We start from the raw sequence: 26,316 nt of genomic DNA, 5'->3' as shown, positions 1-26,316 counted from the left end.
CCTCGGCAAAGGCGGTCATCTCCGCCACAGCGCCGGAATATTGCACGCCGCCGCCCGCGATCAGCATTGGGCGTTTGGCGGATTTCAACAGCGCCACCGCGTCAGAAATCTCCGCCGCATCAGGGGTTTGGCGGCGAATACGGTGGATCTTTTTGGCGAAGAAGCTCAACGGATAGTCAAACGTCCAGCCCTGAACATCCTGCGGCAGGCCGATGAACGCAGGCCCGCAATCGGCGGGATCAAGCATCGTCGCAATCGCGGCGGGCAGGGAATTGAGCACCTGCGCCGGATGGGTGATTCGATCCCAGAACCGGCTCACCGCCTTGAACGCATCATTCACGCCCAGCGACGGATTGCCGAAATGCTCAAGCTGTTGCAGCACAGGATCGGGCAGGCGGGTGACATAGGTATCACCGCAGAGCATCAACATCGGCAAGCGGTTCGCATGCGCCAGCGCCGCGCTGGTCAGCAGATTCGCCGTGCCGGGGCCGGCGCTGGCCGTGCAAAACATGAACCGCTCGCGGAGCCATTGTTTGGCATAGGCGGCCGCTGCAAAGCCCATGCTTTGCTCGTTCTGGCCACGGTACAGCGGCAGCGTCTCGCGGACGCCATAGAGCGCCTCGCCAAGGCAGGTGACATTGCCATGCCCGAAAATGCCGAACCCGCCACCACACAGGCGCATCTCGACGCCGTCAATCTCGATGAATTGCGCATCGAGGTAGCGGATGATCGCTTGCGCAGTGGTGAGTGTGATGGTGTTTTGAGTCATACGAAATCTCTTTTTTCAGGTCGGGGCCGGCGCATTGCGTCTTGCGCGGTTTCGAATTTAACGATACTTATTTTGAAACCGGTTGCAAACTGTTTCAGAGGGGGGAGCATAATTTGACCAAAGTCGGCATTGGCATCATCGGCGGTGGCTACATGGGGAAGGCGCATGCGGTCGCGATGGCGGCGGTGGGCGCGGTGTTCAACACAGCCCTGCGCCCGCATCTGGAAATGGTCTGCGCCAGTTCGCCCGCCTCCGCGGAGCGCTACCGTGCGGCCTACGGCTTCGCGCGCGCCACCGATCAATGGCAGGTTCTCGTCAATGATCCCGCCGTGGAGGCGATTGTGATCGCCTCGCCGCAAGAAACCCACCGCGAGATCGCCGAGGCGGCCTTCGCGTTGAATAAGCCCGTGTTTTGCGAAAAACCTCTCGGCGCGTCGCTAGAGGATAGCCGTGCGATGGTCGCCGCCGCGCAGGGGCAGATCAGCATGACGGGATTTAATTACATCCGTACGCCGGCCAGCCAATTCGCGCGCAAATTGATCGCGGATGGGGTGATTGGCGATGTCACATGGTTCCGCGGCGAGCATACCGAGGATTTTCTGGCCGATCCGCAATTCCCCGCGACTTGGCGCACTTTGGGTGATGCGAATGGCACGATGGGTGATCTCGCGCCGCATATGATCAACGCCGCGCTTGCGTTGATCGGGCCGATTGACCGTCTGATCGCGGAGGTCGAAACGGTGCATACCACGCGCCACGGCGGCGAGGTGACCAATGACGACCACGCGCAAATGATGTGCCGCTTTGGCAATGGCGCGATGGGGCAGATGTATTTCAGCCGCATTAGCCACGGGCGAAAGATGGGTTATGCCTATGAAATTACAGGTACAAAAGGCGCGATCAAATTCGATCAGGAAGATCAGAATGCGCTGTGGCTTTACACCGCCGACGAGCCGGAAGCCACGCGCGGGTTCCGCAAAATCCTGACCGGTCCGGCGCATCCCGATTACGCGCCGTTTTGCCAAGGCCCTGGGCATGGCACCGGATATCAGGATCAAATTATCATCGAGGCGCGGGATTTCCTGCGCGCGATTGAAACCAAAACCCCCGTCTGGCCCACCTTTGAGGATGGCATGGCGGTGAATCAAGTGGTCGCGGCGGCGTTGCAATCGTCGCGCGCGAAGACTTGGGTCAACATCTCATCCCTGTGACAGAAAGAACCTCACACATGACCATTAAAATCGGCAATGCGCCCTGTTCTTGGGGCATCGAATTTGCGAGCGACCCGGCCTATCCCGCGTGGACATCGGTCTTGGATCAATGCGCGGCGGCGGGCTATAAGGGCATCGAGCTCGGCCCGATCGGCTATATGCCGGAAGATCCCGAGGTGCTCGCGCCCGCTTTGGCGGAGCGGGATCTGGCGATCATCGGCGGCGTCGTTTTCCGTCCGTTCCATGATGCGGCGAAATGGGATGAGGTGCTGGATGCGTCGCATCGCACGTGCAAGGCGCTGAAAGCACATGGCGCGCAACATCTTGTTTTGATTGATAGTATCTCACCGCGCCGCGCGCCTACGGCCGGGCGTTTCAGTGAGGCCGAGCAGATGGATAAGGCGGAATGGACATCCTTCCGCGATCGTTTGGCCATGATCGCCAAGATCGGCACCGAAGAATACGGCCTCACCGTGGGCATCCATGCGCATGCGGCGGGCTTCATGGATTTCGAGCCGGAGCTGGAGCGTCTTCTGGCGGAAGTCGATGAGAAGATCCTCAAGATCTGCTTCGATACGGGCCACCATTCCTATGCGGGCTACGATCCTGTTGCGTTCATGAAGCGCAATATCGACCGCATCAGCTACATGCACTTTAAAGATATCAATCCGGTCGTGAAGGCGGATGTCGTTGAAAATAGGACAGATTTCTACAAAGCCTGCGGCCAAGGGATTTTCTGCAACCTCGGCCAAGGCGATGTGGATTTCTCCGCCGTTCGCAAAATCCTGCTCGATCACGGGTTTGAGGGCTGGTGCACGGTCGAGCAAGATTGTGACCCTGCTTTGCCGGGAACGCCACTGGAAGACGCGCGCGCGAATCGTGAATACCTGCAATCCATCGGATTTTAACTCCACGGCTCCGCGCCGTTTTGAGGAAAGACTGACACTATGACCAAGCTGAAATGGGGCATGATCGGCGGCGGCGAAGGCAGCCAGATCGGACCGGCACATCGTCTGGGCGCGTTGGCGGACGGACGTTTCGAATTTGCGGCGGGGGCGTTGGATCATCGCGCCGATGCGGGGCGTGAATATGCGCAACGCCTTGGAATCGCAGAAGATCGCGCCTATGGCGACTGGCAGGAGATGCTCGCGGGTGAACGCAACCGCGACGATCGGATCGATCTCGTGACGGTCGCGACGCCGAACGCGACGCATTTTGAAATCACCAAATCCTTCTTGGAGGCGGGGTTCAATGTGCTGTGCGAAAAGCCGATGACGATGACGGTCGAGGAAGGCGAGGAGATCGTCCGTGTCGTTGAAAAGACAGGGAAAATCTGCGCCGTAAACTATTGCTACTCGGCCTATCCAATGGTGCGTCAAGCCCGCGCGATGGTGCGTGCCGGCGAGATCGGCAAGCCGCGTCTGGTCGTGACGAACTTCAGCCACGGGCACCACGGCGACGCGACCGATGCGGATAACCCGCGCGTGCGGTGGCGCTATGATCCTGCGATGGCGGGTGTGTCGGGCCAATTCGCGGATTGCGGAATCCATGCGATGCATATGGCGAGCTTTATCTGCGATGATGAGGTGGAAACGCTCTCCGCCGATTTCGCATCGACGATCTCCAGCCGTGTTTTGGAAGATGATGCGATGGTCAACTTCCGGATGTCGGGCGGCACGGTCGGGCGGCTTTGGACGTCATCGGTTGCGATCGGGCGCCAGCACGGGTTTGATATCCAAGTCTTTGGCGAAACGGGTGGTTTGCGTTGGGCGTCGGAGCAACCGAACCAGTTGATCTACACGCCCGTCGGCGGTCGCACGCAGATCATCGAGAAGGGCGAGGGCGGGTTGCATGAGGATGCGCGCCGGTTGAGCCGTGTCTCGATCGCGCATCCCGAGGGCTTCCCGCTTGCGGTTGCCAATATCTATTGCGATCTCGCCGATGCGATTGGCGGGGCCGTGCGCGACGGGTTGCCGACCGCGTCGGATGGGGTCCGGTCGATGGCGGCCGTGCATACGGCGGTGGCCTCTGCGAAAGAGAAGGGCGCGTGGATGGACGCGCGGCCAAGCATCTTTAAATAACGTTTCTTATCAAGTCACTGGCCGCGTCACGGCGCGGCCAGTTTCGGGCGCAGGGTTGCGCGCTCCACCACACGGCAGGGGAATAGCCGCGCTTCGGGATACCGGTCAGGGTCTTCGAGCATCGCGGCGATTAACTCGACGGATGAAGTGATAATCTGCTTGATCGGCTGATGGATCGTCGTCAGGGAAATCCCCTCCCAACTTGCCATTTGCATATCGTTCAAGCCAATGATTCCAATATCTTGCGGCACGTTCAGGCCCGCATCGCGGATCGCGCTCAACACGCCGATCGACAGCACATCATCGCCGCAGAAATACGCCTGCGCGTGACCTGTCTCCAACAAGCGCAACATTTCCTTACGGCCCGCCTGAAAAGAATAGGCCTCCGCGAAGCTCAGCGTGACGGTGGCTTCCGGGAGTTTACCGATTTCCTCCAAAAAACCCTTCAGGCGATCTTGGGTTGAAGTTGCCTGTTCTGGCCCGCCAAGAAACGCGAGCTCGCGGTAGCCGCGGGCCAGCAATTCGCGCGCGGCCGTCCGCCCCGCCTCGACGTTATCGATGCCCACGACATGCACATCGGGGCTGCTGGCGTAGCGCCCAAACGTGTTGACGACCGGAATATTCTTATCTTTGAAAGCTTTGGAAAACGCGGGCGGCAGCGTCGAGGATGCCACAATCACGCCGTCGACGGAGTATTGCGTCAGCATTTGAACGGAATGTTCGGGATCGGTCTCGTTGCTCAAATTGACGAGCAGCGGGCGCAGGCCGCGTTCTTGCAAGGCGCGGGTGAACAGATCGAAGACTTCCAGAAAAATGGGATTGTGGAAGTTGTTGGATACGAGCCCGATCAGCTTCGTGCGCCGCGTCGTCAGGCTCCGCGCGAGGAAGTTCGGGCGATACCCTAGCTCCGCGGCGGCTTTCTCTACTTTCTTGCGCATCTTCGGCGAGATCGACGCGCCATCGGTGAAGGTCCGAGAGACCGCAGATCGCGATACGCCCGCGCGTTCGGCAACATCTTTTAGGGTAGGTGTCATGTCGGATGCCTGTTTTGCTCTACGGCGGCTGATCTGCCGGTTCAGCCCGTTTTATAGGAGCCCTTCGCGATTGGCATCAAAAATGCGCTTCAAAAGTTGCAACCGGTTGCAAAAAGATTTGTTCCGTGCTTGTTTGGATCATGAGGGGGAGGAACCTCATCCAGCTTTTGAACAAAAAACTATCCGTGGGAGGATCGAAAATATGAAATCTGTGATTAAAACGTTGATGTTGACGGCCGCTGCTGTCGCCAGCCCGATGATGGCAAGCGCCGAATCGCCGTCCGACGATTTGAAATACATCCTTGTCAGCCATGCGCCCGACTCCGATAGCTGGTGGAATACCATCAAGAACGGGATCGCCGTCGCGGGCGACCAGATGGGCGTTTCGGTGGAATATCGCAACCCGCCGACCGGCGATTTGGCAGATATGGCGCGGATCATCGATCAGGCCGCCGCATCGCAACCTGATGGCATCATCACCACACTGTCCGATTTCGAAGTGCTCAAAGGCCCGATCAAATCGGCCGTCGATCAGGGTATCGATGTCATCATCATGAACACGGGCTCGCCCGAGCAGGCGGCTGAAGTTGGCGCGTTGATGTATGTCGGCCAGCCGGAATACGACGCCGGTCTCGCCGCGGGCAAGCGCGCGGCGCGTGATGGTATCTCGTCGTTCCTATGCGTGAACCACTATATCTCCTCACCTTCGTCGACCGAACGGTGCCAAGGGTTTGCGGATGGTTTGGGTGTTGAGCTGGGCAATCAGATGATCGACGCGGGCCAAGACCCGTCCGAGATCAAAAATCGTGTTCTCGCCTATCTCTCGTCCAACCCTGATACCGATGCGGTGCTGACGCTCGGGCCGACCTCCGCCGATCCGACGATGCTTGCGCTGGCGGAAAACGGGATGGCCGGCGAGATCTACTTCGGCACGTTCGATCTGGGCGAGGAAATCGTCAACGGGATCAAGGGCGATGTGATCCAGTGGGGCATCGATCAGCAGCCGTTCTTGCAGGCCTACCTGCCGGTTGTGATCCTCGCGAATTATGATCGTTACGGCGTTCTACCAGGCAATAACATCAACTCCGGCCCTGGTTTCGTGACGAAAGAAGGCCTTGCCAAGGTCGAGGAATTCGCGGGCGAGTTCCGCTAAGCTGACCCGGTTTCGGGCGTCATTTTCCGGCGCCCGAGACCTCGCCATCTCGCGCCCTGCCGCTATAACATCTCAGGATTCCCCAAATGTCAGACACCACTTTCGCCGATGAGCGCATCAAGCGGATTTCGCCGCTGCGTAAAGCCCTGATACGGCCGGAGCTCGGCGGTATCGTCGGCACCGTTGCTGTATTCACCTTCTTCCTTATGTTCGCCTTCGATAGCGGCATGTTCAACGCGCAAGGCGTGATGAACTGGTCGGTTGTCTCGGCGCAGTTCATGATTATCGCGGTTGGCGCCTGTTTGTTGATGATTGCGGGCGAGTTTGATCTGTCTGTCGGGTCGATGATCGGCTTTGCAGGCATGATGATTGCGGTCTTCGCGATCACCTTGGGCTGGCCGATGTGGGCCGCCATCCTCATAACCTTTTTCATCTGCATGATGTGCGGCGCGCTGAACGGATTTATCGTCGTGCGCACGGGGTTGCCGAGCTTCATCGTCACGCTGGCGACCTTGTTCATCCTGCGCGGATTTACGATTTTCATTCCGCAACTGCTGGAGCGTAAAACCATTATCGGCGGCATCCGTGAGGCGGCAGAGGGCGATTGGCTCGCGCCGATTTTCGGCGGAAAGATCCTTTCCGGCGCCTTCCAGTGGATGGGGGATCAAGGCTGGATCACCGTTTTCGATCGCGGCAATCTCGCGGGCAAACCGGTTGTTGACGGTGTGCCGATGCTGATCGTTTGGGCGCTCGGGCTTGTGCTGTTCGGCCATATTTTGTTGACGCGGACGCGATTCGGTAACTGGATCTTCGCGGCCGGCGGCGATGCGCAAGCGGCGCGCTATGTCGGGGTTCCGGTTGCGCGCGTCAAGATCTCGATGTTCGTCTTTACCGCGTTTTGCGCCACCGTCTTCGCTGTCTGTCAGGTGATGGAATTCGGCTCTGCCGGTGCGGATCGCGGCCTCTTGAAGGAATTCGAGGCCATCATCGCGGTGGTTATCGGCGGCGCACTTTTGACGGGCGGCTACGGTTCGGTCATCGGCGCGGCACTGGGCGCGTTGATCTTCGGGGTCGTGCAACAGGGCCTGTTCTTCGCCAATGTCGAAAGCTCTCTCTTCCGCGTCTTCCTCGGGGTGATTTTGCTCCTCGCGGTGATCTTGAACACCTACATCCGCCGCTTGATTACGGGAGAACGCTGATGCAACCGATCATTCGAATGAAAGAGATCGAGAAGCACTTTGGCTCGGTCATTGCCCTCAACGGCGTCACGATTGATTTCTATCCGGGCGAATGTCACTGCCTGTTGGGCGACAACGGCGCGGGGAAATCGACCTTCATCAAAACGATGTCGGGCGTGCATAAACCAACCCGCGGCGAGATCCTCTTTGACGGCGCGCCGATGAATTTCGCGGATCCGCGGGATGCCATCGCGGCAGGGATCGCGACGGTTTATCAAGACCTTGCGATGATCCCGCTGATGTCTGTCAGCCGCAATTTCTTCATGGGCAACGAGCCGATCAAGAAAATCGCGGGTATTTCCTTCTTCGATCACGAGCTGGCGAATGACACCACAATGCGCGAGATGCGCAAAATGGGCATCAACCTGCGCGGACCGGATCAAGCCGTCGGCACGCTGTCGGGCGGCGAGCGTCAAACCGTTGCAATCGCCCGCGCGGTGCATTTCGGCGCGAAAGTTCTGATCCTCGACGAGCCGACATCGGCGCTCGGGGTGCGGCAAACGGCGAATGTGCTCGCGACCGTGGATAAGGTGCGCAAGCAAGGTATCGCAGTCGTCTTCATCACGCATAACGTTCGCCATGCGATGGCGGTCGGGGATCGGTTTACCGTGCTCAATCGCGGCAAAACCTACGGTACGGCGACGCGCGGCAATATCAGCGCGGATGAGCTGCAAGACCAGATGGCAGGCGGGCAGGAGCTGGCCACGCTTGAGGGCTCCCTTGGCGGCACCGTTTAAGGTGACGTCCACTTCCCGAAGCGGGGGCGCCCCTCGCTTCGGGTTTTGCAAATCGGCGGTGAGGCCTTAAGCCAGCGTTTGAGCCTGCAAGAAGGTCATCATCGTTGCGTGCTGTTCGGGCGTCAACGGCCATGCGGAGGGCGCGCGCGTCGGCCCGCAATCTTGCCCCATCGCTTGCAGCGCGGCCTTCACTGTGGTGACATTCGTGCCGTTCAACTCCTGCGCGCGGATGTCCTCAAACGGTTTCATCGCGGCAATTAACGCATGCGCCTGCGCGAACTCCCCCGCCTCGAGCGCCGCATGGATCGCAACCGATTGCGCGGGCCAGATATTGATCAAACCCGAGGTAAAGCCGCGCGCACCCGCCCCGTAAAATGCGGGGGCCCACACCTCCGCCAGCCCGCCAACCCATGTCAGCGACGGATCGCACGCCGCTTTCGCCTCACTCAGCTTGACGGGGTTCGGTGTGGCCCATTTGACGCCTTTCACTGTTTCCACCTCACATAGCGCGCGGATCATGTCTGTGCCGATCGCATCATTGCGCAGGTAAACCATGATCGGGGTGTCGCCCGCCGCGGCGGCAATCTGGCGTAAGTAATCCACCGTGCCGCGCGGCGACACAAAAGGGTCGGGCGGTTGATGCACCATCAGCCCCGCCGCGCCTGCGGCAACCGAGGCCTCCGCCAAACGGCACGCATCACGAATGCCGCGCCCGACGCCGGCCATAACCGGCGCGCGACCGTCGACAAGGGCCACTACCTCGCGCGCCATCACGCAGGCTTCGTCCATTGTCAGGGCGTAGAACTCGCCCGTGTTGCCATTGACCACCGGCATATGGACCCCCGCGATGAGGGCGCGATCAAGGATTGGCGCAAGCTTGTCGGGCGCGATCTCGCCCCGCTCATCGTAAGGCGTCACCAAAATACCGGAGATCCCCTTTAGGGCGGCGTCAAGATCATGCGTCATGGGAAGGCTCCTCGCGGCGTCAGTGAAATAGATCAAAGTTGTAAATATTTATTACTAATGATTCCGCGCCGCGTCAATCACCGCGCGTCCTACGCATGTGGCCTGCGATAAGAGGTCAGAGCGATTGATCGAGGATGCGGTTTCGCACGCTGACCAGATGATACTGCATGTAAAGCCTGGCGAGGTTTCCATCGCCCGCCTCAATCGCATTGAAAATATCGCGGTGTTCTTGCAAGACGCGCTCGGTCCGTTCGGGTGGGCGATTGGTCGTGATCTGTGACGCGATCCGCATTGTGCCCGTCATCTCCGGTCGCAGCGATAGGATCTGACGCTCGAACAGGTCGTTGTGCGTGGCGCGCGCGATCGTGATGTGGAATTGGAAATCGGCCTCGGTTGCATTTTCGCCCGCCGTATTCAGCGCCCGTTCCATCATGTCTAACGCTTTGCCAATGCTGGAGATATCCGCCTTATCCGCGCGTTGCGCCGCGAGCCGCGCCGCCTCGCATTCCAAGCTCTGCCGGATCTCGTAGGCGCGAATATAATCGGCAATTTGCACGTCTTGTGCGAAGGGCGCCATATCTTGCGGCGGCAAGCGCAACACGAACGTGCCCGCGCCGCGCCGCGCGCCGATCAACCCGTCGTTTTGCAGTTGCTTGAGCGCATCGCGGATCACCGGCCGCGAGACGGAGAACTGCTCGGCCAGCGCGTGTTCGGTCGGCAGGCGGTCGCCTGTTGCGTAATGATGCGCGGCAAGTTGCGACAGGATCTGTGCGTAGACCTCATCCGCGAGCCGTCGTTTGCGCAGCGGGGCAACGGAAAGCTGTTGCGGAGCGGGTTTGGATGTCATGCGGGCGCCGATAGTTGTAAACTTTATTATCAATATCGCGCCCGTCCCGCGCTCGCAAGCCCGAGACAAAAAATCAGCCCGCGCAGCGGAAGGCTGGGCGGGCTGGCTGTTTTGGGGCGTCGAGATCGAGGGCTCTAGGGCCGCTGGGGCATGGCCGCGCGCAAGGCGTCTTCGCTCACCCCGAGCTCTGCCGCCGCCTTGGCGAGATCGGGTTCCTGACCTGGCCCGCCCAAGGCTTGCATCAAATCGTCGACGCTGACGCCGAGATCTTCCGCGGCGGTGTCAAAGCCCGGAGGGGTGCCATGACCGCCACCGTCAGGCCCGCCCGCAGCGCCGATGCCGCCTGCGGCTGTCGTTGCGAAGTTATCTTGCGCGCTGACGCCAACAAGGCAGGCGGGTAGATTGGGGAAGCTGTCGGAGGCATGATAATGGTAGGACGTCTCGCCAGTTGCTGTGACGCCAATATGCCCGCCGCATTGATCAAGGTCTTCGGGTTTGGAGCCGTCGTGCTCCAAGCTGCCAACCATCGCGAAGCCGTCGAACGCATACCCAAAGGGGGCGGAGGCGTCCTGCGCGAGGCCGCAATCGGCGCTGACGCCTTCATTCGCGAGCAACGTGTCGATATCGGTCGAGGTTGCGTGCCAGTGATACCATCCGCCCGGATCGATGTGCCCGCCGCAGGTGTCCAACGCGGGCAGGTGGCCGGTTTGCAACACGGACGGCGCATCTGCGAAGATCGGCACACCGTCAAGCGCGACGCCAACTTTCGCGACAGTGCCCAGATCTGTCGGCGTGTCAGCCATCACCGGATCCACCGGAATCCGCATGGTAATGACGACATCCTGATCGGGGCTGGCCATCAGGCAGGCGTGATCTGCGGAGGGCGCTTCGCCCGAGTTGGGATCGGAAATCGCGATGTTTCCTGCCGCGTCATAGAATGTATAGCCCTGATCCGCGAGCATCTCAAAGAAGGTACGATCAAGGCGGTATAGACCCGCTTTCTCGCCGTCCCAATCCCACAAGCCGCCGGTTTCGTCCAGCGTACTCGGGCAAAACGGGCCGATCTCCAGCCCTTCGGGTTGATACCCCGCGATGAACTCGTAGCATTTCGCCTCATCGCCATTTTCCAACGTGCAATCCACAATTTGCGGGGCGCTGGTGAAGGCGGTCTCGCTAAACGCCTCCAGATCGGCATTGGCGAGGGCCGCATGCGGGGCGGCGAGCGCGGCCAAGAGCGGCGCGATAGTGCGCAGACGCAGGGTATTGCGGGTTCGGGTATGCCGAATAAGAGCCATATTAGAGCCTTTCTGGATCAGCTTTGCTTTGCCCATCGCCGCCGGGCGGGCGGGCGCCCAAGGCAGAGTGCAGCTTTGCGGCGCCAGCCAAGAGCGAGCTTGCGTCGTCGTCGCCTAAAAGCGAATAGATGAGCGCATCAATATCCGCCCATGCCGATTGGATATCCGCATGAAGCGCGCGGCCTTTCTCGGTCAGTTCGAGAATATTGCCGCGCGGATCGTCCGGATTGGGAACGCGAGAGATCCAACCGCCCAGAACGAGCCGCAATGTCATCGTGCTCATGCTTGCGGGGGTGATCGAAAACTCCCGCGCGAGCGTGACCTGTGACGCCTTGCCCATCCGCGCCAGCGCATCAATCACGCGCGCCTGACGGGGCAACAGATCAAGCCGCGCAAGACGTTTGCGCAACCGATCTTCGAGAATTTCCGCGCTGTGCAGAATGTAATGTAAACCATGTGTCTTCATCGTTAGTTAGTATACATATAGTTTCGCAAAAGTGTAGCGAAAATTTGCGGGGCGTCGATGGTGTCACGTCAGGCCGCGCTTCCATCCCCCGCGCAAAAGCCGGATGTGGAAAGCGGGAAACTTCACCAGCTCCTCCATCAGCAAAAGCGAAAATACCCACGTGACCGACAAATCGAGATACAAGATCATGATCGCCGTCAGGGGAATGCGAAACGCCCATTGCGCGGCGATAAACAGGTTCATGACATAGACCGTCTCGCCCCCCGCTCGCAAAGTATTGCCGCAAATCGCGTTTGATCCTTTCGGGAAGGGCAGGATGACCAAAATCGGCAAGAAGCTGAGCAGCGCCGCCTTTGTCTCCTCTTGCAGGTCGCTGTAAATCCAGCCCGCGCCGAGCGCCACGCACAGGTAGGTAAACGACACGAGAGCCGACGTCAGGCAGGAGGTTTTCCACGCGCGGCGTAAGAAGGCATCCAGCTCATCGCCTTTCAGGTTGCGACCCAAAAGTTGGCCGATGAGGATCCCCGTCGCCTGCGCCCATGTGATGCCGAGGGTGCCGGCCACGTTCACCCATGGCAAGATCAGGGTAAGCGCGGCAAAGGCGTTCACGTTCAGATGTGCGTAGAGCAGGGTGGAGGCGGTGTTGGCGAAGGTGCTGCTGATGAAGGTCGCGGCGATGGGGAGAGAAAAGCGGATATGCCGCTTGAGCGAGGCTTTAAGCGTGCCATCCATCCATCCGGCGACGTCAAAATACCCGCCGGTCTGGGCGTAAAACCGCATCCCGAGATACCCCGCCCGCAATAAAGACGAGACCGCGCTGCCGATCGCCGCGCCAAGCACGCCGAGTTCGGGCAGGCCCCAAAGGCCGTGGATCAGGCCGACACTGACGATAATATTCACGGGCACCGCAAAGAGGTGACTGTAGAACGAGGTTTTTGTCTCGCCGCAGCCGTTAAAATGGCTGGAAATTGCGCCCGCGACGGCTTCGCCCAAAACCACAAAGAGGAATGCGTTGAGATAGGTTTGGGCCTGTGCCGCGATCTCCGGGGTATGCGCGAAACGTGTGAACAGATCGCCGCCGAATATCAAAACGGCGAGAATTCCCAAAAGGCCCGCCGCCACATTGATCGCAAGGCCGCAGTAAAATCCTGTCTTCAGGGCAATGGGTCGCCCCGAACCATAGGCCTGCGCGATCCAGATTTGGGTGGCGGAGGAAAAGGCGAGAAGGGTGCCCACAAGCATGCCCCCGACCGCCCCCGCAAGGCCCATTGCCGCGAGCGCGGCCTCGCCCAAACCCGCAACAAGCAAGGCGTCGATCACCACGATTCCGTGCGTCATCATCGCTTTGAGGGTCATGGGCCACGCCATGTGGAAGATCTGCGCGGTGGTGGGGATGGCGGCGTTAGGTGGGTTTGGTGGCATGGAAATCCGGATTCGCAGAAGGATTTGGGGATGAATGAGGCGCAGCAAAAAACGGCGCGCCCTCGCAATGGGCAGCGTTGACGTGTCGGAAAATCAGTCTTGAGGCCCTTACCTGCGCATGGTCGGGCGGGCAGGGGGCGGTTGTCGTGTCGTCTTACGGATCGAAATAGCGGGCGTTGTTTTCCGATACGGTGGCGATCGTGTCATCAAGGCGCGACAGGTGCAAAAGACAGGCTTCCTCCGCGGCCAGCGCGTCGCCCTCCTTCACCGCCTTCGCGATGGCCTCATGGTCGGACAAAAGGCCCGGCATCCGGTCCTCTTTTGCCAAGCCCAAAAGGCACAGACGATCCACTTTCGATTTCTCGAACGAGATCACCTCAAACGCGAAATCGGCCTTTGCGATCGCACAGAGTGTCTTGTGAAATTCATAATCGAGTGCGCCGAACCGATCGTAATCGCGCGCCGCAACGGCCTCGCGTTGATCTTCAAGGCACATATCAAGTCGCGCGGCGGCCACGGCATCACAATGCCGCGCGGCCTCTTGCAGGACTTTCACCTCAACAGCCGCCCGCACAAAGCGCGATTTGGTGATCTCGCGATGGGAGAAGCGTTTGACCTCGGTTGCGCGTTGGGGGCGCGAGACGATGAGATCCAGCGTCACAAGACGGCTGAACGCATCGCGCACCGGTTGGCGCGATAATCCGAACTGCGCCGCGATATCGGCCTCGGATATTTTATCGCCCGGCAGCAACCGCAAAGACGTGATCTGTGCATAGAGGTGATCAAACACCTCATCGACATTCGTGCGGCGCGGAGCTGGCGTGCGTTGGGTGGTGGACTCTGTCATCTGTCCCATTTTGCATCCCCTAAAACTCTGACCTCAATATCCAATCGCGCAGGTAATATCCAGAATTCTATGCCTGCGCGGGATGTCGCCCATGGTGCGGTGAGGCTGAGTGAGTCCCTGAACTTTAAACTGGAATACCAGATACGTTACTAGTATACCAGTTTTATTATGCGCACCGAATCATAGGGGGAGTCTTTGATCCGGTCGCGGGAGGTGCTTTGCGATATCCGTTTATTTTCAGGGTTTTGGCAAAGTATTATAGCGCAGGGAGAGAGAATGTCCGGAGTTCAGCTCAAGAGCATTGTGAAGGCATACGGGGCGCTTCAGGTCGTGCATGGCATCGATTTGGAAGTCGCGGAGAAAGAGTTTGTTGTGCTTGTCGGCCCGTCGGGGTGCGGTAAATCCACAACATTGCGGATGATCGCGGGACTGGAGGAAATCTCGGATGGCGAGCTGAAAATTGACGGGCGTCTCGTCAATCAGGTTGCGCCGAAGGATCGCGACGTGGCGATGGTGTTCCAGAATTACGCGCTCTATCCGCATTTGAATGTCGCGCAAAATATCGGGTTTGGCCTGCGGATTCGCAAAGAGCCGATGACGAAGATCGATGCTGCGGTCAAAGAGGTCAGCACAATTCTGGGCCTCACCGAGTATCTTGATCGCCGCCCTGCCGATCTGTCTGGCGGGCAACGCCAGCGCGTGGCGATGGGCCGTGCGATTGTGCGTCGCCCCAAGGTGTTCTTGTTCGACGAGCCCTTGTCGAACCTCGATGCCAAGCTGCGCACCCAGATGCGCGCCGAAATCAAACGCCTTCACAATCGGCTCGGCGTCACCAGCATCTATGTCACGCATGATCAGGTCGAGGCGATGACCTTGGCGGATCGTATCGTTGTGATGAACAATGGCCGGATCGAACAGATCGGGACGCCGATGGAACTGTTCCTCAATCCGGCGAATGCGTTTGTGGCGGGCTTCCTTGGCGCGCCGCCGATGAACCAGATCAACGCAGTGATCGCGGACGGGGCGCATGGCCCTGTCGCCCAATTCGGCGGACAGCAGATCGCCTTGCCGCCCTTGCCTGGTTTGCAAAACGCGGTGGGGCGCCCCGTGATCGTCGGGATCCGGCCCGAATACGCCGAAATCGCAACCGGGGCGGGCGAAGGTGTTGTGCAATGTGATCTCGATCTGGTGGAAACCTTGGGATCGGAGGCTTTGCTGCATATGAGCTTGGGCGATACGCCCTTCGTCATCCGCACGGAAACCTTGGGAAATATGGCGAACTTGTCCTCTGTGGCGGGGTTCACCGCGAAGACGGATCTGATCAAGGTCTTTGACGCAAAAACGGGTATGGCGCTGTCTGGCCAGACGCGTGTCGCATGACTGATCCCGTCGTTTCAGGGCATATTTCCATCGTCCCCCGCCCCCGTGCGAGCCGCCGGACGCGCTTCTCCCACCATCTGCGCAACGAGTGGCAGCTCTATGTGATGCTTGCGCCGACGATCATCTGGCTGTTAGTGTTTTTATATACGCCGATGTACGGCCTGCAGATCGCGTTCAAGGATTACAGCATTTTCCGCGGCGTCTCGGGCAGCCCATGGATCGGGTTTGAACATTTCGAGACCTTGTTCAACAACGATCAATTCCTGCGGGCCCTGCGCAACACAGTCTATATCAGCTTCTATAGCCTCCTGTTCGGCTTCCCGATGCCGATCTTGCTGGCGGTGATGTTCAACGAGGTCATCAGCCAGAAGTTCAAAAAAGCCGCGCAGACGATCGTTTATCTGCCGCATTTCATCTCCTCCGTGATCATCGCGGGCATCGTCATCACGGCCTTCTCGCCCTCTGCGGGCATCGTGAATACGGTTTTGGGGTGGTTCGGCATGGATGCGGTTTACTTCCTGACCAAGCCTGAATGGTTCCGCCCGATCTTTGTTGGCACCACCATTTGGCAAGAGGCGGGCTTCCAATCCATCGTTTATCTCGCCGCGATCGCGGGCATCTCGCCCACGCTCTACGAGAGCGCAGTCGTGGACGGCGCCTCGCGGTGGCAGATGATCTGGAAGATCACCCTGCCGTCGATCCTGCCGACGATCATCATCATGCTGATCATCCGTATCGGCAACATGCTGGAAGTCTCGTTCGAGATGATCTTCCTGCTCTACCAGCCCGCGACCTACGAGACGGCGGATGTCGTGAATACGTTCATCTACCGGCAGGGCGTGCAAGGCGGGCAGTATGATCTGGCCGCGGCTGCGGGTCTGTTCAATGCGGTGGTCGCCTTCGTTTTGGTGATGACGGCGAATACAATTTCCAAGCGCTATTCGCGCACCTCGCTTTGGTAGGGGGCAGATATGTCAAACATGAACCTCTATTCGCGCGGCGATAAGACCTTTGTGATCCTGAATATGATCCTGATCGGGATTTTCACGATCTCCGCGCTCTATCCGTTTATCTATATGGCCTCGCTTTCTTTCAGCTCCGGCTTTGAGGCGCGCGCGGGCAATGTCGTGCTGACGCCGGTGGGTTTCACACTGGAAGCTTACAAGCGCGTCTTGTCCGAGCCGATGTTCTGGGTGTCCTATAAAAACACCTTCATCTACACGATCGGCGGCACATTGATGAGCCTCGCGTTCATCATCCCCGGCGCCTATGCCTTGTCGCGTAAGCAACTGTTCGGGCGGCGTTTTTGGAACCTCACCGTGGCGTTTACGATGTGGTTCCACGCAGGCATGATCCCGTTCTTCCTTAACATGCGCGATCTTGGCCTGCTCGATAGCTATATCGGGATCATCATCGGCTTTGCGGTCAACGGGTTTAACCTGATTTTGCTGCGCAACTTCTTTGAGGGTATCCCGCAAAGCTTCGAGGAAGCCGCGCGCATGGACGGGGCAAACGAATTCCAAGTGCTTTGGAAAGTTTACATGCCGCTGTCCAAACCGGCGATTGCGACGGTGGCGCTGTTTTGCATCGTGTCGCGTTGGAACGGCTTTTTCTGGGCGATGATCTTGTTGCAAGACGAGAGCAAGATCCCGCTTCAAGTCTATCTGCGCAAGATCATTGCCGAGCTTTCAGACGATGAGGAATTCGCCAACACGCTGCAATCGGCGGCCTATTCCTTCGAGACGGTCAGCGCCGCGATCATCGTCTGTTCCATCATTCCTGTGCTGCTCGTTTATCCGTTCCTGCAAAAATACTTCAACAAAGGGATCCTCTTGGGAGGGGTGAAGGAATGAACGGGGCACCACAGGCTGCGACTATCAACTTTGCGTTTTTTGGGAGGAAAACCATGCGATCACTTACTTTGGCGGCGGCCATTATGATGGGCACTGCGATCACATCGCCCGTCTTTGCGGCCGATGATGCGAAGATCTCTGACGAGCCGTTGAACCTGAGCATCCACCTGCACTGGGCGCGGGCGCAGAAATACAATGACGCCTATCCGGTCGAACTGGCCGCGCGCGAGAAGACCAACATCTTCCTCAACGATGCGACGATCGGCGCGAATACCACCGATAGCCAGGAGGCGTTCAACCTGTTGCTGGCGTCGGGCAAAATGCCCGATATCGTAGGCGGCGCGCGGATCAAGGATAACGTCAACCAATACGGGCCGCAGGGCGCCTTCTTGCCGCTCAACGATCTGATCAAGGAACACGCGCCCAACCTGCAAGCGTTCTTCGACGCGCACCCCGATCTGTTGAAGGCGGCGTCGGCGGCTGATGGCAATCTCTACTACGTGCCGTATTTCCCCGATGGCAAATTCGGTCGCGGCTATTTTATCCGTCAGGATTGGCTCGACAAGCTCGGCCTCAAAGCGCCTGAAAATGTCGATGAGGTCAAAGCCGTTTTGGAAGCCTTCCGCGACCAGGACCCGAACGGCAACGGCAAGAAAGACGAGATCCCCTATTTCGTCCGCCAGTGGGAGGAGCTGATCCGCCTTGTGACGTTGTGGGACGGGCGCTCGACAGGGTCGGACACCTACCATGATTTCATGGTGCAAGACGACGCGATCGTTCACCCCTATGCGCTCGATGGCTACCGCGAGGGGATGAAGAACATCGCGCAGTGGTACAAAGAAGGCCTGATCGACGCGGAGGTGTTCACCCGCGGATCGAGCGCGCGCGACTATCTTTTGTCCGAAGATCTTGGCGGGATGACGCATGACTGGTTCGCGTCAACGGCGGGTTACAATGACTCGCTGCAAGAAAAAGTGCCCGGCTTTAGCTTTGTCGCCTTCGTTCCGCCGGCATCCGTATCGGGGGTTCGGATGGAAGAACACCGCCGCATCGCGATCAAGCCGGAAGGTTGGGCGATTGGCTATGCGAACGAGCATCCTGTCGAGACGATCAAATATTTCGATTTCTGGTTCTCGCCTGATGGGCGCAATATGTCCAACTTCGGTGTCGAAGGGCAGCATTGGGATATGGTCGATGGCAAAGCCACGTTCAAACCCGAGATCCTGAACAATGGTCAGGCCGTCAACAGCCAGATGTATGAGGCCGGCGCGCAGATCCTGCGTGGGTATTGGATGGATTATAACTACGAAGTTCAGTGGACGGGCGAGGAAGCCCTCAAAGGGATCGAGCTCTACGAGCAGGGCGATTACCTGATCGATGATTTCCTCGGCGTGTCCTTCAATGTCGAAGAGCAGGCCGTCTACGACAAGTTCTGGCCGTCGATCCGCACCTATATGTTGGAACGTCAGCAGGCGTGGATTTTGGGGTCGGGCGATGTCGAGGCCGATTGGGATGGCTATATCTCGACGTTGAACAAGATGGGCTACGATCAGGTCGTTGAGGTTATGACCGCGGCGTATAAGCGCCAATATCAGTGATCTTATTTTGATCCTGCGTGCGGCGACCGGCGCCGCACGCGCTATTCCTTTCATGACGAGAAAGCCTATCCCATGCCGAGCCAAACCTTGCCGATGCTGGATGCCCCGAAGACGGGCCGTTTGACCATCCAATACGGGCCCGAACAGGGCACGACATTGACGGAGAACCCGCCGCGTTTCACTTGGCTTCCGGTGATCGAGGACGGCGCGCGCTATGTCTTGCGCGTCTCGACCGATCCTGCCTATCCGGCCAAATCGACCCTTGTTTTTTCCAAAATCGAATTGAATTTCTTCACCCCCGATCAGGTTTTGCCTGCGGGTGAGTATTACTGGTCTTATGCCACCTGCGACGCGAAGACCGGCCAACCGACCAGCGCTTGGGGCGAAAACCGCCGCTTTACGCTGACAGCTGATTTGCCGCAGACGCCCCTTGCGCGGCGCGATACGCGCCTTGCAAAAGCGCCCCGCAGCCATCCGCGCCTTTGGCTGACGCAAGATCGTTTGGCCGAGTTCAAAACCCAAGTCGCCGCGGATGCGGATCATTGCACATGGTCGACCTTCTTTGCGAAGTCGGTTTTGCCGTGGATGGACCGCGACATTATGGACGAGCCTGCGGGCTATCCCGATCACAAGCGCGTCGCGAAGATCTGGCGTCAAACCTATATCGATTGTCAGGAATTGCTCTACGCGATCCGCCATCTCGCGGTGGGCGGGCAAGTGACCCAAGACGCCGCAATGCTTGCGCGCGCGAAGGAGTGGTTGCTCTCGGCGGCGGCTTGGAATCCTGCGGGGACGACCTCGCGCAGCTATACCGATGAATGGGCGTTCCGCGTCAATCTCGCGCTGGCTTGGGGGTATGATTGGTTGTTCGATCAGCTCTCCGAGGACGAGCGCACGGTTGTTCGCACAGCGCTTTTGGCGCGTACGCGCGAGACGGCCGATCATATTATCAAACACGCCAATATCCATCTGTTCCCCTTCGATAGCCATGCCGTGCGGGCTGTCTCGGCGGTACTGGTTCCGGCGTCGATCGCGCTTTTGGATGATGCGCCCGAGGCGGAAGACTGGCTGCATTACTCGATCGAATTCCTCTCCACCGTCTATTCCCCTTGGGGCGATTCAGATGGGGGCTGGGCGGAGGGCCCGCATTACTGGATGACGGGGATGGCCTATCTGATCGATGCGGCTAACCTTTTGAAATCCTACACAGGAATCGATCTCTACGCGCGCCCGTTCTTCCAAAAGACAGGCGATTTCCCGCTCTACACCAAGGCCCCCGATACCCGCCGCGCGACCTTTGGCGATGATAGCACGATGGGCGATCTGCCTGCGATCAAGGTGGGCTATAACCTGCGTCAATATGCGGGTGTCACGGGCAATGGCGCGTATCAGTGGTATTACGACGAAATCAAACGCACAAATCCGGGCACGGAAATGGCGTTTTACAACTGGGGTTGGTGGGATTTCAATTTCGACGAATTGGTCTACCGCACTGATTTCCCGATCATCAAGGCCGAGCCACCTGCCGATGACGATCAGCTTCGCTGGTTTAAGGGGATCGGCTGGGTCGCCATCCAGCATCGGATGCAAGATCCCGACAACCACATCCAGTTCGTGATGAAATCGTCGCCTTACGGCTCGATCAGCCACAGCCACGGCGACCAGAACGCGTTTTGCCTCGCGGGCTTTGGCGAGGATCTGGCGATCCAATCGGGCCATTACGTCGCCTTCAACAGCACGATGCACCAAGCTTGGCGACGCCAAACCGTATCGAAGAACGCTGTGATGATCGACGGTAAGGGCCAATACGCGGGCAAGGATAAGACGCTCGCGATGCGCTCGACGGGAAAAATTACCGTGGCGGAAGATCGCGGCGATCATATCTATATGCAGGGCGATGCAACGGAGGCGTATAAGACGCTGACGTCGCAGGTCACATCGGTTCTGCGCGACGTTTACTTCGTGAACAACGAGTATTTCGTGATTGTGGATAGCATCGATGCCGATACGCCAGTCAGCGTCGATTGGTTGTTGCATGCCAACGGGCCAATGGCGCTTGGTGATACGAGCTTCCGCTACACCGGCGAGCGTGCCGGTTTCTACGGCCAGATGCTTTGGTCGGAGGCCGGCGCGCCCGTGATCACGCAAGAGACAGGCTTCCCCGGTGTTGATCCGTCGGAGATCGAAGGCCTGCCCGTCAGCACCCGCCTAAAGGCCACGTTCCCCAAGGCGATCCGCCACCGGATTGCGACCTTGCTCGTGCCATACTCGCTTTCGGCCCCGCGCCGGATTTTCAGCTTCCTCGACGACCAAGGCTATGATTGCGATCTGTATCTCACCGATGCTGAAGACCGCAGCTTCCGGGTCATCGTTCCGAAGACGTTTGACGTCGGGACCTCAACCGTCCAGACACACCCCAAGACGAAAAACCAGAAGGAAACCACATGAAACTCTCAGGAAAAACCGCAATCGTGACAGGCGGTGGCCGTGATATCGGGCGCGCTTGCGCAATCCGTCTGGCGGAAGAAGGCGCGAATGTCGCGATCAACTACTTCTCCAGCAGCGAAGGCGCAGATAGCGCCGTTGCGGAGATCAAAGCCGCGGGCGGCAGTGCCTTTGCCTTGCAAGGCGATCTCAACACCCAAGAGGGCGTCGATGCGCTTGTGAACAAAACCGTTGCCGACTTCGGCGGCATTGATGTTTTGGTCAACAATACGGGCGGCCTGATCGCGCGCAAAACAATTGCCGAGATGTCGTTGGAACATTGGCAGGCGGTGATGGATCTGAACCTCACCAGCACCTTCTTGATGGTGAAAGCTTGCCTCGCGCATATGGACAGCGGCGCAATCGTCAACCTCGCGAGCCAAGCTGGCCGTGACGGCGGCGGCCCGGGGTCGGTTGCTTATGGCACATCGAAGGGCGCTGTGATGACGATGACGCGCGGCTTGGCAAAAGAGCTCGGCCCGAAAATCCGTGTCAACGCGCTTTGCCCTGGCATGATCGACACCGATTTCCACAATATCCACACCAAACCGGAAGTGCGCAAGAACGTCGAAAATGCGAGCCCGTTGAAACGTCAGGGCTTGCCGGTTGATATTGCCAACCTCGTCTTGTTCCTCGCCTGCGATGACAGCGCTTTCATCACTGGCACGAACATGGATATCAACGGCGGCATGCTATTTAGCTAAAATTTATTTACATAGCGAATACGGGCCTGCTTTTGCGGGCCCGTTTTACGTTGCGACGATCATATTGCTCTCAAAGAGACGCGATCTGGCGTTTTCGATATGGGCGCGCATTGCCTCGCGGGCGGCGGTCTGGTCTTTCGCCTTGATCGCGTCAAAAATCGCGTGGTGCTCTCGTTGCACCAAATCCAGACGTGCTTTCGGCTTTGTCAGCGAGAGCGACCGCGTCAGGGTCAACCCTTTGAGGATGTTGGGCTTCATGGATTGGCGCGCGGTCAGAAAATAGTCGTTTTGCGAGGCTTTGCAGATTTCCGAATGAAATGCCTCGTCCGCGTCGGTGCCCAATTTGCCCTCTTGCACGCAGATATCCAATGCCATGAGCGCCGATTTTATCCGCGCGAGATCGGCGTCGCTACGACGCGCGGCGGCATGAAAGGCGGCCTCGCCCTCGATCGCCGCGCGGAATTCGAACACCCGCTGAATATCCGCGATGGACCCGATCGGCGCGAATTCCAGCACAGCGCTATCGGGCTGGCGCGTGACGTAAGAGCCTGATCCCTGTTTCGAGACAATCAGATGATCGACGCGAAGCTGTTGCAACGCTTGTCGCAAAACGGGCCGCGAGACATGCAAACGCTGGCTGAGCGCATGTTCGCTCGGCAGTTTGCCGCCCGCCGGATATTCGCCGCGTACGATCATCGCCAGCAACTGCTCATACGCGAGATCGGCAAGGCTGCGATGCGCCGCGCCCTCATTTGCGGCGTCACGTTTCATGCGAAAAGGCGGGGGTGGGGTTTGGCCTGCCGCCATCGGATCGGTTCCAGTCATCAGGGTGTAACGGTATTGGGCGGGTCAAACACGCACCCAATCTCGCTCTCTTACTGTGCCTGTCCGTCGTTCTCAAGCATCGGGCTCAAGCATCGGGCTCAAGCATCGGGTCAAGCATCTGGGCGGGCGCATTTGTGCGAGGAATCGGCCCGCTCCCGCAGGGAAGGGCGCCGCCTCCTTGCCGGAGCGGCGGCGAAAGCGGCCGCGTGACTGGCGCGAAAATGTGCACGAGGGCGAGGGCAGGGGATGATAGCGCCTGACAAATCGATCTTTAACAAAGTTTTTGCAAAAATAACTATACTGGTATTCTAGTATTATCCATTCAAAATCATATTGTTACGGCATTTATGCCTAATTGTTAGGCAAAAAAATTTGCGTTTATTCGTTGACTTAAAACAAATTTTTACATCTATTTAGCACAGTCAAGAGGCCGCCCTGGAGGGGAGACGGCCCTGAACTGGGAGGACTAAAATGACGATTTTCAAGAAAGCCACCGGGATCATTGCGGGCGCCGTTATCGCGTCAGGGGTTCTGGCATCAGGTGCCTTCGCGCAGACAACCCTGCGCGGCGCGAGCATGTTTGATGACAACCATGCCTTCACCAAGACGCTCCGTAAATTCATCGAGCTGACGGATGAGAAATATGACGGTGAGGTCGAATTCGATCTGCGTCTCAACGGCGAACTCGGCGTCGAATCCGATTACGTGACCTACCTCAACCAAGGCGTTGCGGTTGACTTCACGATCCTCGCGCCATCGAATATGGCCGTGTTTGCGCCGTCGATCCCGTTGATGGATATGCCGTTCCTGTTCCGTGATCTCGACCATTGGAACGCGGTTCTCTCGTCGGACGTTCTGGCCCCGCTAGAGGCGGAGTTGCTGGAGAAAGCCGATATCAAGATCGTTGGCTACACTGGGGGGGGCGTGCGCAACATCCTCTCTGCCAAACCGATCCATAATATGGCGGAGCTGAACGGCTTCCGTATGCGGGTGATGGGCGCGCCGATTCAGGCGCAGGTCTTCTCCGCGATTTCGGCCGCGCCTTCGGCGATCGCTTATAACGAAGTGTATAACGCGATCCAAACCGGCGTTATCCAAGGGTTCGAGAACGAAGCCGCCAGCATCCAGAACCTCAAGTTTTACGAGGTTGCGCCGAACGTAACCCTGACGCAGCACTCGATCACCGTGCGTCCGATCGTGATGAGCGGCAAAACCTTCCGCAACCTGCCTGAGGATCTTCAGGCGGCGGTGATGGAGGCCGGTAAAGAGGCGGGCGCATTTGGTCGTGAGCTGGAATCGCGCGAAGATGGCGTGAAACTGCAAGAGATGGCCGACGCAAAGCAGATCAACGTGATCGAATTTGAAGGCCGCGATGAGTTGCTGGATCTCGTGAAGCCGGTTCAGGACGCTTACGCGGCCGAGCTTGAGGCGACCGAGCTGCTCGAAGCGGTGCGCGCGAAGTAAGATCCCTATGAGGGCGGGTCGTTTCCCGCCCTCTTTTCCGCGCCCTTCGGGGCGCCCGTTCCAACCATCTCAGGGGTCTTGTTTTGGGCGTTTTGCTTGACCGGTTTTCGAACCTTCTACGGGTGCTGCTCGCAGTGCTGATGGGCGCGCTTGCGATCCCCGTCGCGATGCAGGTGATCTCGCGCTACACGGGTGTGATCCCCACCTTCTTGTGGACGGAAGAACTGTCCACGTTCATCTTCATCTGGGTGGTCATGCTCGGCTCGATGGTCGCGGTTTGGGATGGCACGCATTTTGACGTGCAGGTTATCCCCGACTCGGAGAAGCCCCTGCTCCTATTCGTGCAAAGGGCGATCGTCTTGATCCTCGTTCTGGTCTTCTCGCTTTTGTTTGCGTGGTACGGGATCGAATACGCCAAATTCGGCGGAATTCAGAATTCCGTCATGATGCGCGCGAACCTGATGATTACCTATATTTCGGTGCCGATTTCGGGTGTGGTCTGGACCCTCTTTACGAGCTACCGGCTCTATGAAGCGTTTGTCGCCTACCGTTCGACCAAAGGACTCCACGCATGATCGTTTCAACTCTTATGGCCTGCGCGATCCTCGTCGGCGGGTTCATCTTCCTCGTCGCGATCCGCGTGCCTGTGGCTTTCGCGCTTGGTATCGCGACCATTCCGATTGTGATGCTGGATATGCGCCTGACGCCGTTCATCATCATTGACCGGATGTTCCAATCGTATAACTCCTTCATTTTGCTAGCGGTTCCGTTCTTCCTTCTGGCGGCGAACCTGATGAACTCGGGCAAGGTGACAGATCGTTTGATCGAGCTGTCGCGCGTGCTGACGGGTTGGATGCCGGGCGGTCTGGGGCATGTGAACGTGGCGGTGTCGATGCTGTTCGCGGGGATCTCTGGGTCCTCGACGGCGGATGCGGCGGGTTGCGGCAAGATCCTCATTCCTGCGATGCAAAGAGAGGGCTACGACACGCGTTTCTCGATCGCGATTACGGCGTGTTCGTCGGTGATGGGCGTGATTATCCCGCCAAGCATCTTGATGGTTGTTTGGGGCGGCGTGATGCAAGTGTCGGTTGGCGCGCTGTTCTTGGGCGGCGCCATTCCCGGCTTGCTGATCGGGCTGGCGTTGATGGCGACGGTGTATGGCTACGCGAAAGTGTATAATTACCCGACGGCCGGGCGCCCGACATTTGCTGAATTCTGGCACGCGCTGAAGGGGGCCGCGCTCGCGATGTTCACCCCGATTCTCGTGATTGGCGGGATTGTGGGCGGGATTGTGACCCCGACGGAAAGCGCGATTATCGCCGCCGCTTACGCGTTGATCTTGGGCCTGTTCGTTTACCGCACTGTGACGGTGCGTGATTTGGGGACGATCCTGTATGACACGGGCCGCTTCGCCTCCATCTCGCTTTTCGCGATTGGCACGGCGTCGGCGTTCGGGTGGATGCTGTCGTTCTACAACGTTCCGCGTCTGATCGTGGGGACAATGACGGCGTTGGAATTCGGCCCAACGGGCACGGCATTCATGATTGCGGGTCTGTTCTTGTTCTTCGGCCTGTTTATCGACGCGATTCCGACGATCATCATCTTGGGCACCGTGTTGATGCCGGTTGCACAAGCGGCGGGGATCGAGCCTGTTGCCTTCGCGATCATCGGCATCGTCTCGCTTGCCTTCGGCCTTGTCACACCGCCTTACGGTCTGTGTCTGCTGATTTCGGCCTCGATCGGCGGGATGAACGTCTCGAAAGTCATGCGCGATGTGGTCATCATCTTGGTGCCGATGTTGTTCATCTTGCTGATGCTGATCGTGTTCCCACAGATCGTCATGTGGCTTCCCAAAACCTTGATGCCGGATTCCTTCCCCGGCTGAGGTTGAATGCCAGAGGCGGTAGGGCCAAAATTTCGCATCTGGCGTGACGCCTGCCCG

The 26,316-nt window shown here is 58.6% G+C and carries 24 protein-coding genes; 15 read left to right on the top strand and 9 right to left on the bottom strand.

Going from position 1 to position 26,316, the window contains the following annotated elements; all coding sequences use genetic code 11:
• Window positions 1-769 (bottom strand): thiamine pyrophosphate-binding protein (locus SJY32_RS16505; protein ID WP_376878317.1); only part of this gene is annotated, 769 nt, incomplete at its 3' end.
• A 113-nt stretch (window positions 770-882) separates the two neighbouring features.
• Between SJY32_RS16505 and SJY32_RS16500 the strand changes: the two genes are divergently transcribed.
• The 3 genes from SJY32_RS16500 to SJY32_RS16490 are packed head-to-tail and all read left to right on the top strand — an operon-like array spanning window position 883 to window position 4,061.
• A complete protein-coding gene (locus SJY32_RS16500; protein ID WP_376878314.1) occupies window positions 883-1,980 on the top strand; it encodes a Gfo/Idh/MocA family protein in 1,098 nt (365 codons plus the stop codon).
• A 17-nt stretch (window positions 1,981-1,997) separates the two neighbouring features.
• Window positions 1,998-2,888 (top strand): TIM barrel protein, encoded by an 891-nt coding sequence (locus tag SJY32_RS16495; RefSeq protein WP_376878311.1) that lies wholly within the window; start codon window positions 1,998-2,000, stop codon window positions 2,886-2,888.
• Between the two features lie 39 nt (window positions 2,889-2,927).
• Window positions 2,928-4,061 (top strand): Gfo/Idh/MocA family protein, encoded by a 1,134-nt coding sequence (locus SJY32_RS16490; protein ID WP_376878308.1) that lies wholly within the window; start codon window positions 2,928-2,930, stop codon window positions 4,059-4,061.
• A gap of 26 nt (window positions 4,062-4,087) precedes the next feature.
• On the opposite strand, the gene SJY32_RS16485 is transcribed toward SJY32_RS16490, so the two are convergent.
• On the bottom strand, window positions 4,088-5,095 hold the full coding sequence (locus SJY32_RS16485; RefSeq protein WP_376878305.1) for a LacI family DNA-binding transcriptional regulator: 1,008 nt from the start codon (window positions 5,093-5,095) through the stop codon (window positions 4,088-4,090).
• Between the two features lie 256 nt (window positions 5,096-5,351).
• On the opposite strand from SJY32_RS16485, the gene SJY32_RS16480 reads away from it, so the two are divergent.
• The 3 genes from SJY32_RS16480 to SJY32_RS16470 all read left to right on the top strand — a co-directional run bounded on the left by SJY32_RS16480 (window position 5,352) and on the right by SJY32_RS16470 (window position 8,223).
• Complete coding sequence (locus SJY32_RS16480; RefSeq protein ID WP_376878329.1) at window positions 5,352-6,248, top strand: sugar ABC transporter substrate-binding protein; 897 nt, start codon at window positions 5,352-5,354, stop codon at window positions 6,246-6,248.
• 86 nt (window positions 6,249-6,334) lie between these two features.
• Complete coding sequence (locus SJY32_RS16475) at window positions 6,335-7,447, top strand: ABC transporter permease (protein WP_376878302.1); 1,113 nt, start codon at window positions 6,335-6,337, stop codon at window positions 7,445-7,447.
• A complete protein-coding gene (locus tag SJY32_RS16470; RefSeq protein WP_376878299.1) occupies window positions 7,447-8,223 on the top strand; it encodes an ATP-binding cassette domain-containing protein in 777 nt (258 codons plus the stop codon). Before SJY32_RS16475 ends, SJY32_RS16470 begins: the two co-directional genes overlap by 1 nt.
• 66 nt (window positions 8,224-8,289) lie before the next feature.
• Here SJY32_RS16470 and SJY32_RS16465 read toward each other — a convergent pair whose 3' ends face one another.
• The 6 genes from SJY32_RS16465 to SJY32_RS16440 form a co-directional block, all read right to left on the bottom strand.
• Window positions 8,290-9,189 carry a dihydrodipicolinate synthase family protein gene (locus tag SJY32_RS16465; protein WP_376878296.1) on the bottom strand — a complete coding sequence of 300 codons (900 nt, stop codon included), beginning with the start codon at window positions 9,187-9,189 and terminating at the stop codon, window positions 8,290-8,292.
• Window positions 9,190-9,304: 115 nt separating this feature from the next.
• On the bottom strand, window positions 9,305-10,036 hold the full coding sequence (locus tag SJY32_RS16460) for a FadR/GntR family transcriptional regulator (protein ID WP_376878293.1): 732 nt from the start codon (window positions 10,034-10,036) through the stop codon (window positions 9,305-9,307).
• Between the two features lie 134 nt (window positions 10,037-10,170).
• Window positions 10,171-11,331: a YHYH protein gene (locus tag SJY32_RS16455; RefSeq protein ID WP_376878290.1), complete on the bottom strand. Its 1,161-nt coding sequence runs from the start codon at window positions 11,329-11,331 to the stop codon at window positions 10,171-10,173.
• Between the two features lies 1 nt (window position 11,332).
• Window positions 11,333-11,797: a MarR family winged helix-turn-helix transcriptional regulator gene (locus tag SJY32_RS16450; RefSeq protein ID WP_376878287.1), complete on the bottom strand. Its 465-nt coding sequence runs from the start codon at window positions 11,795-11,797 to the stop codon at window positions 11,333-11,335.
• 63 nt (window positions 11,798-11,860) lie between these two features.
• Window positions 11,861-13,153, bottom strand: a complete 1,293-nt coding sequence (locus SJY32_RS16445) for an MATE family efflux transporter (protein WP_376878284.1) — start codon at window positions 13,151-13,153, stop codon at window positions 11,861-11,863.
• A gap of 220 nt (window positions 13,154-13,373) precedes the next feature.
• Complete coding sequence (locus SJY32_RS16440; RefSeq protein ID WP_376878281.1) at window positions 13,374-14,075, bottom strand: GntR family transcriptional regulator; 702 nt, start codon at window positions 14,073-14,075, stop codon at window positions 13,374-13,376.
• 267 nt (window positions 14,076-14,342) lie between these two features.
• On the opposite strand from SJY32_RS16440, the gene SJY32_RS16435 reads away from it, so the two are divergent.
• The 6 genes from SJY32_RS16435 (at window position 14,343) to SJY32_RS16410 (ending at window position 22,085) form a co-directional block, all read left to right on the top strand.
• Complete coding sequence (locus SJY32_RS16435; RefSeq protein ID WP_376878278.1) at window positions 14,343-15,446, top strand: ABC transporter ATP-binding protein; 1,104 nt, start codon at window positions 14,343-14,345, stop codon at window positions 15,444-15,446.
• Window positions 15,443-16,408: an ABC transporter permease gene (locus tag SJY32_RS16430; protein WP_376878275.1), complete on the top strand. Its 966-nt coding sequence runs from the start codon at window positions 15,443-15,445 to the stop codon at window positions 16,406-16,408. The genes SJY32_RS16435 and SJY32_RS16430 overlap by 4 nt, the downstream gene beginning before the upstream one ends.
• A 9-nt stretch (window positions 16,409-16,417) precedes the next feature.
• The gene (locus SJY32_RS16425) at window positions 16,418-17,299 is read left to right on the top strand and encodes a carbohydrate ABC transporter permease (RefSeq protein ID WP_376878272.1); all 882 of its coding nucleotides are present in this window, start codon (window positions 16,418-16,420) and stop codon (window positions 17,297-17,299) included.
• 53 nt (window positions 17,300-17,352) lie between these two features.
• On the top strand, window positions 17,353-18,897 hold the full coding sequence (locus SJY32_RS16420) for an extracellular solute-binding protein (RefSeq protein ID WP_376878269.1): 1,545 nt from the start codon (window positions 17,353-17,355) through the stop codon (window positions 18,895-18,897).
• Between the two features lie 72 nt (window positions 18,898-18,969).
• Window positions 18,970-21,345: a DUF4962 domain-containing protein gene (locus SJY32_RS16415; protein WP_376878266.1), complete on the top strand. Its 2,376-nt coding sequence runs from the start codon at window positions 18,970-18,972 to the stop codon at window positions 21,343-21,345.
• A complete protein-coding gene (locus SJY32_RS16410) occupies window positions 21,342-22,085 on the top strand; it encodes an SDR family NAD(P)-dependent oxidoreductase (RefSeq protein WP_376878263.1) in 744 nt (247 codons plus the stop codon). Before SJY32_RS16415 ends, SJY32_RS16410 begins: the two co-directional genes overlap by 4 nt.
• A gap of 45 nt (window positions 22,086-22,130) precedes the next feature.
• Here the strand turns inward: SJY32_RS16410 and SJY32_RS16405 are convergent, their stop codons facing one another.
• Complete coding sequence (locus SJY32_RS16405; protein WP_376878260.1) at window positions 22,131-22,856, bottom strand: FadR/GntR family transcriptional regulator; 726 nt, start codon at window positions 22,854-22,856, stop codon at window positions 22,131-22,133.
• 525 nt (window positions 22,857-23,381) lie between these two features.
• On the opposite strand from SJY32_RS16405, the gene SJY32_RS16400 reads away from it, so the two are divergent.
• From SJY32_RS16400 to SJY32_RS16390, 3 genes are all read left to right on the top strand, one after another.
• A complete protein-coding gene (locus SJY32_RS16400; protein ID WP_376878257.1) occupies window positions 23,382-24,374 on the top strand; it encodes a TRAP transporter substrate-binding protein in 993 nt (330 codons plus the stop codon).
• An 83-nt stretch (window positions 24,375-24,457) separates the two neighbouring features.
• Window positions 24,458-24,949, top strand: coding sequence for a TRAP transporter small permease (locus SJY32_RS16395; RefSeq protein WP_376878254.1), 492 nt, complete (start codon window positions 24,458-24,460; stop codon window positions 24,947-24,949).
• Complete coding sequence (locus SJY32_RS16390) at window positions 24,946-26,259, top strand: TRAP transporter large permease (protein ID WP_376878251.1); 1,314 nt, start codon at window positions 24,946-24,948, stop codon at window positions 26,257-26,259. The genes SJY32_RS16395 and SJY32_RS16390 overlap by 4 nt, the downstream gene beginning before the upstream one ends.
• Window positions 26,260-26,316 lie beyond the last annotated feature (57 nt).

Source organism: Albirhodobacter sp. R86504 (assembly GCF_042466415.1).
Taxonomy (GTDB): Bacteria; Pseudomonadota; Alphaproteobacteria; order Rhodobacterales; family Rhodobacteraceae; genus Albirhodobacter.
This window is presented reverse-complemented; position numbering and strand designations above follow the sequence as displayed.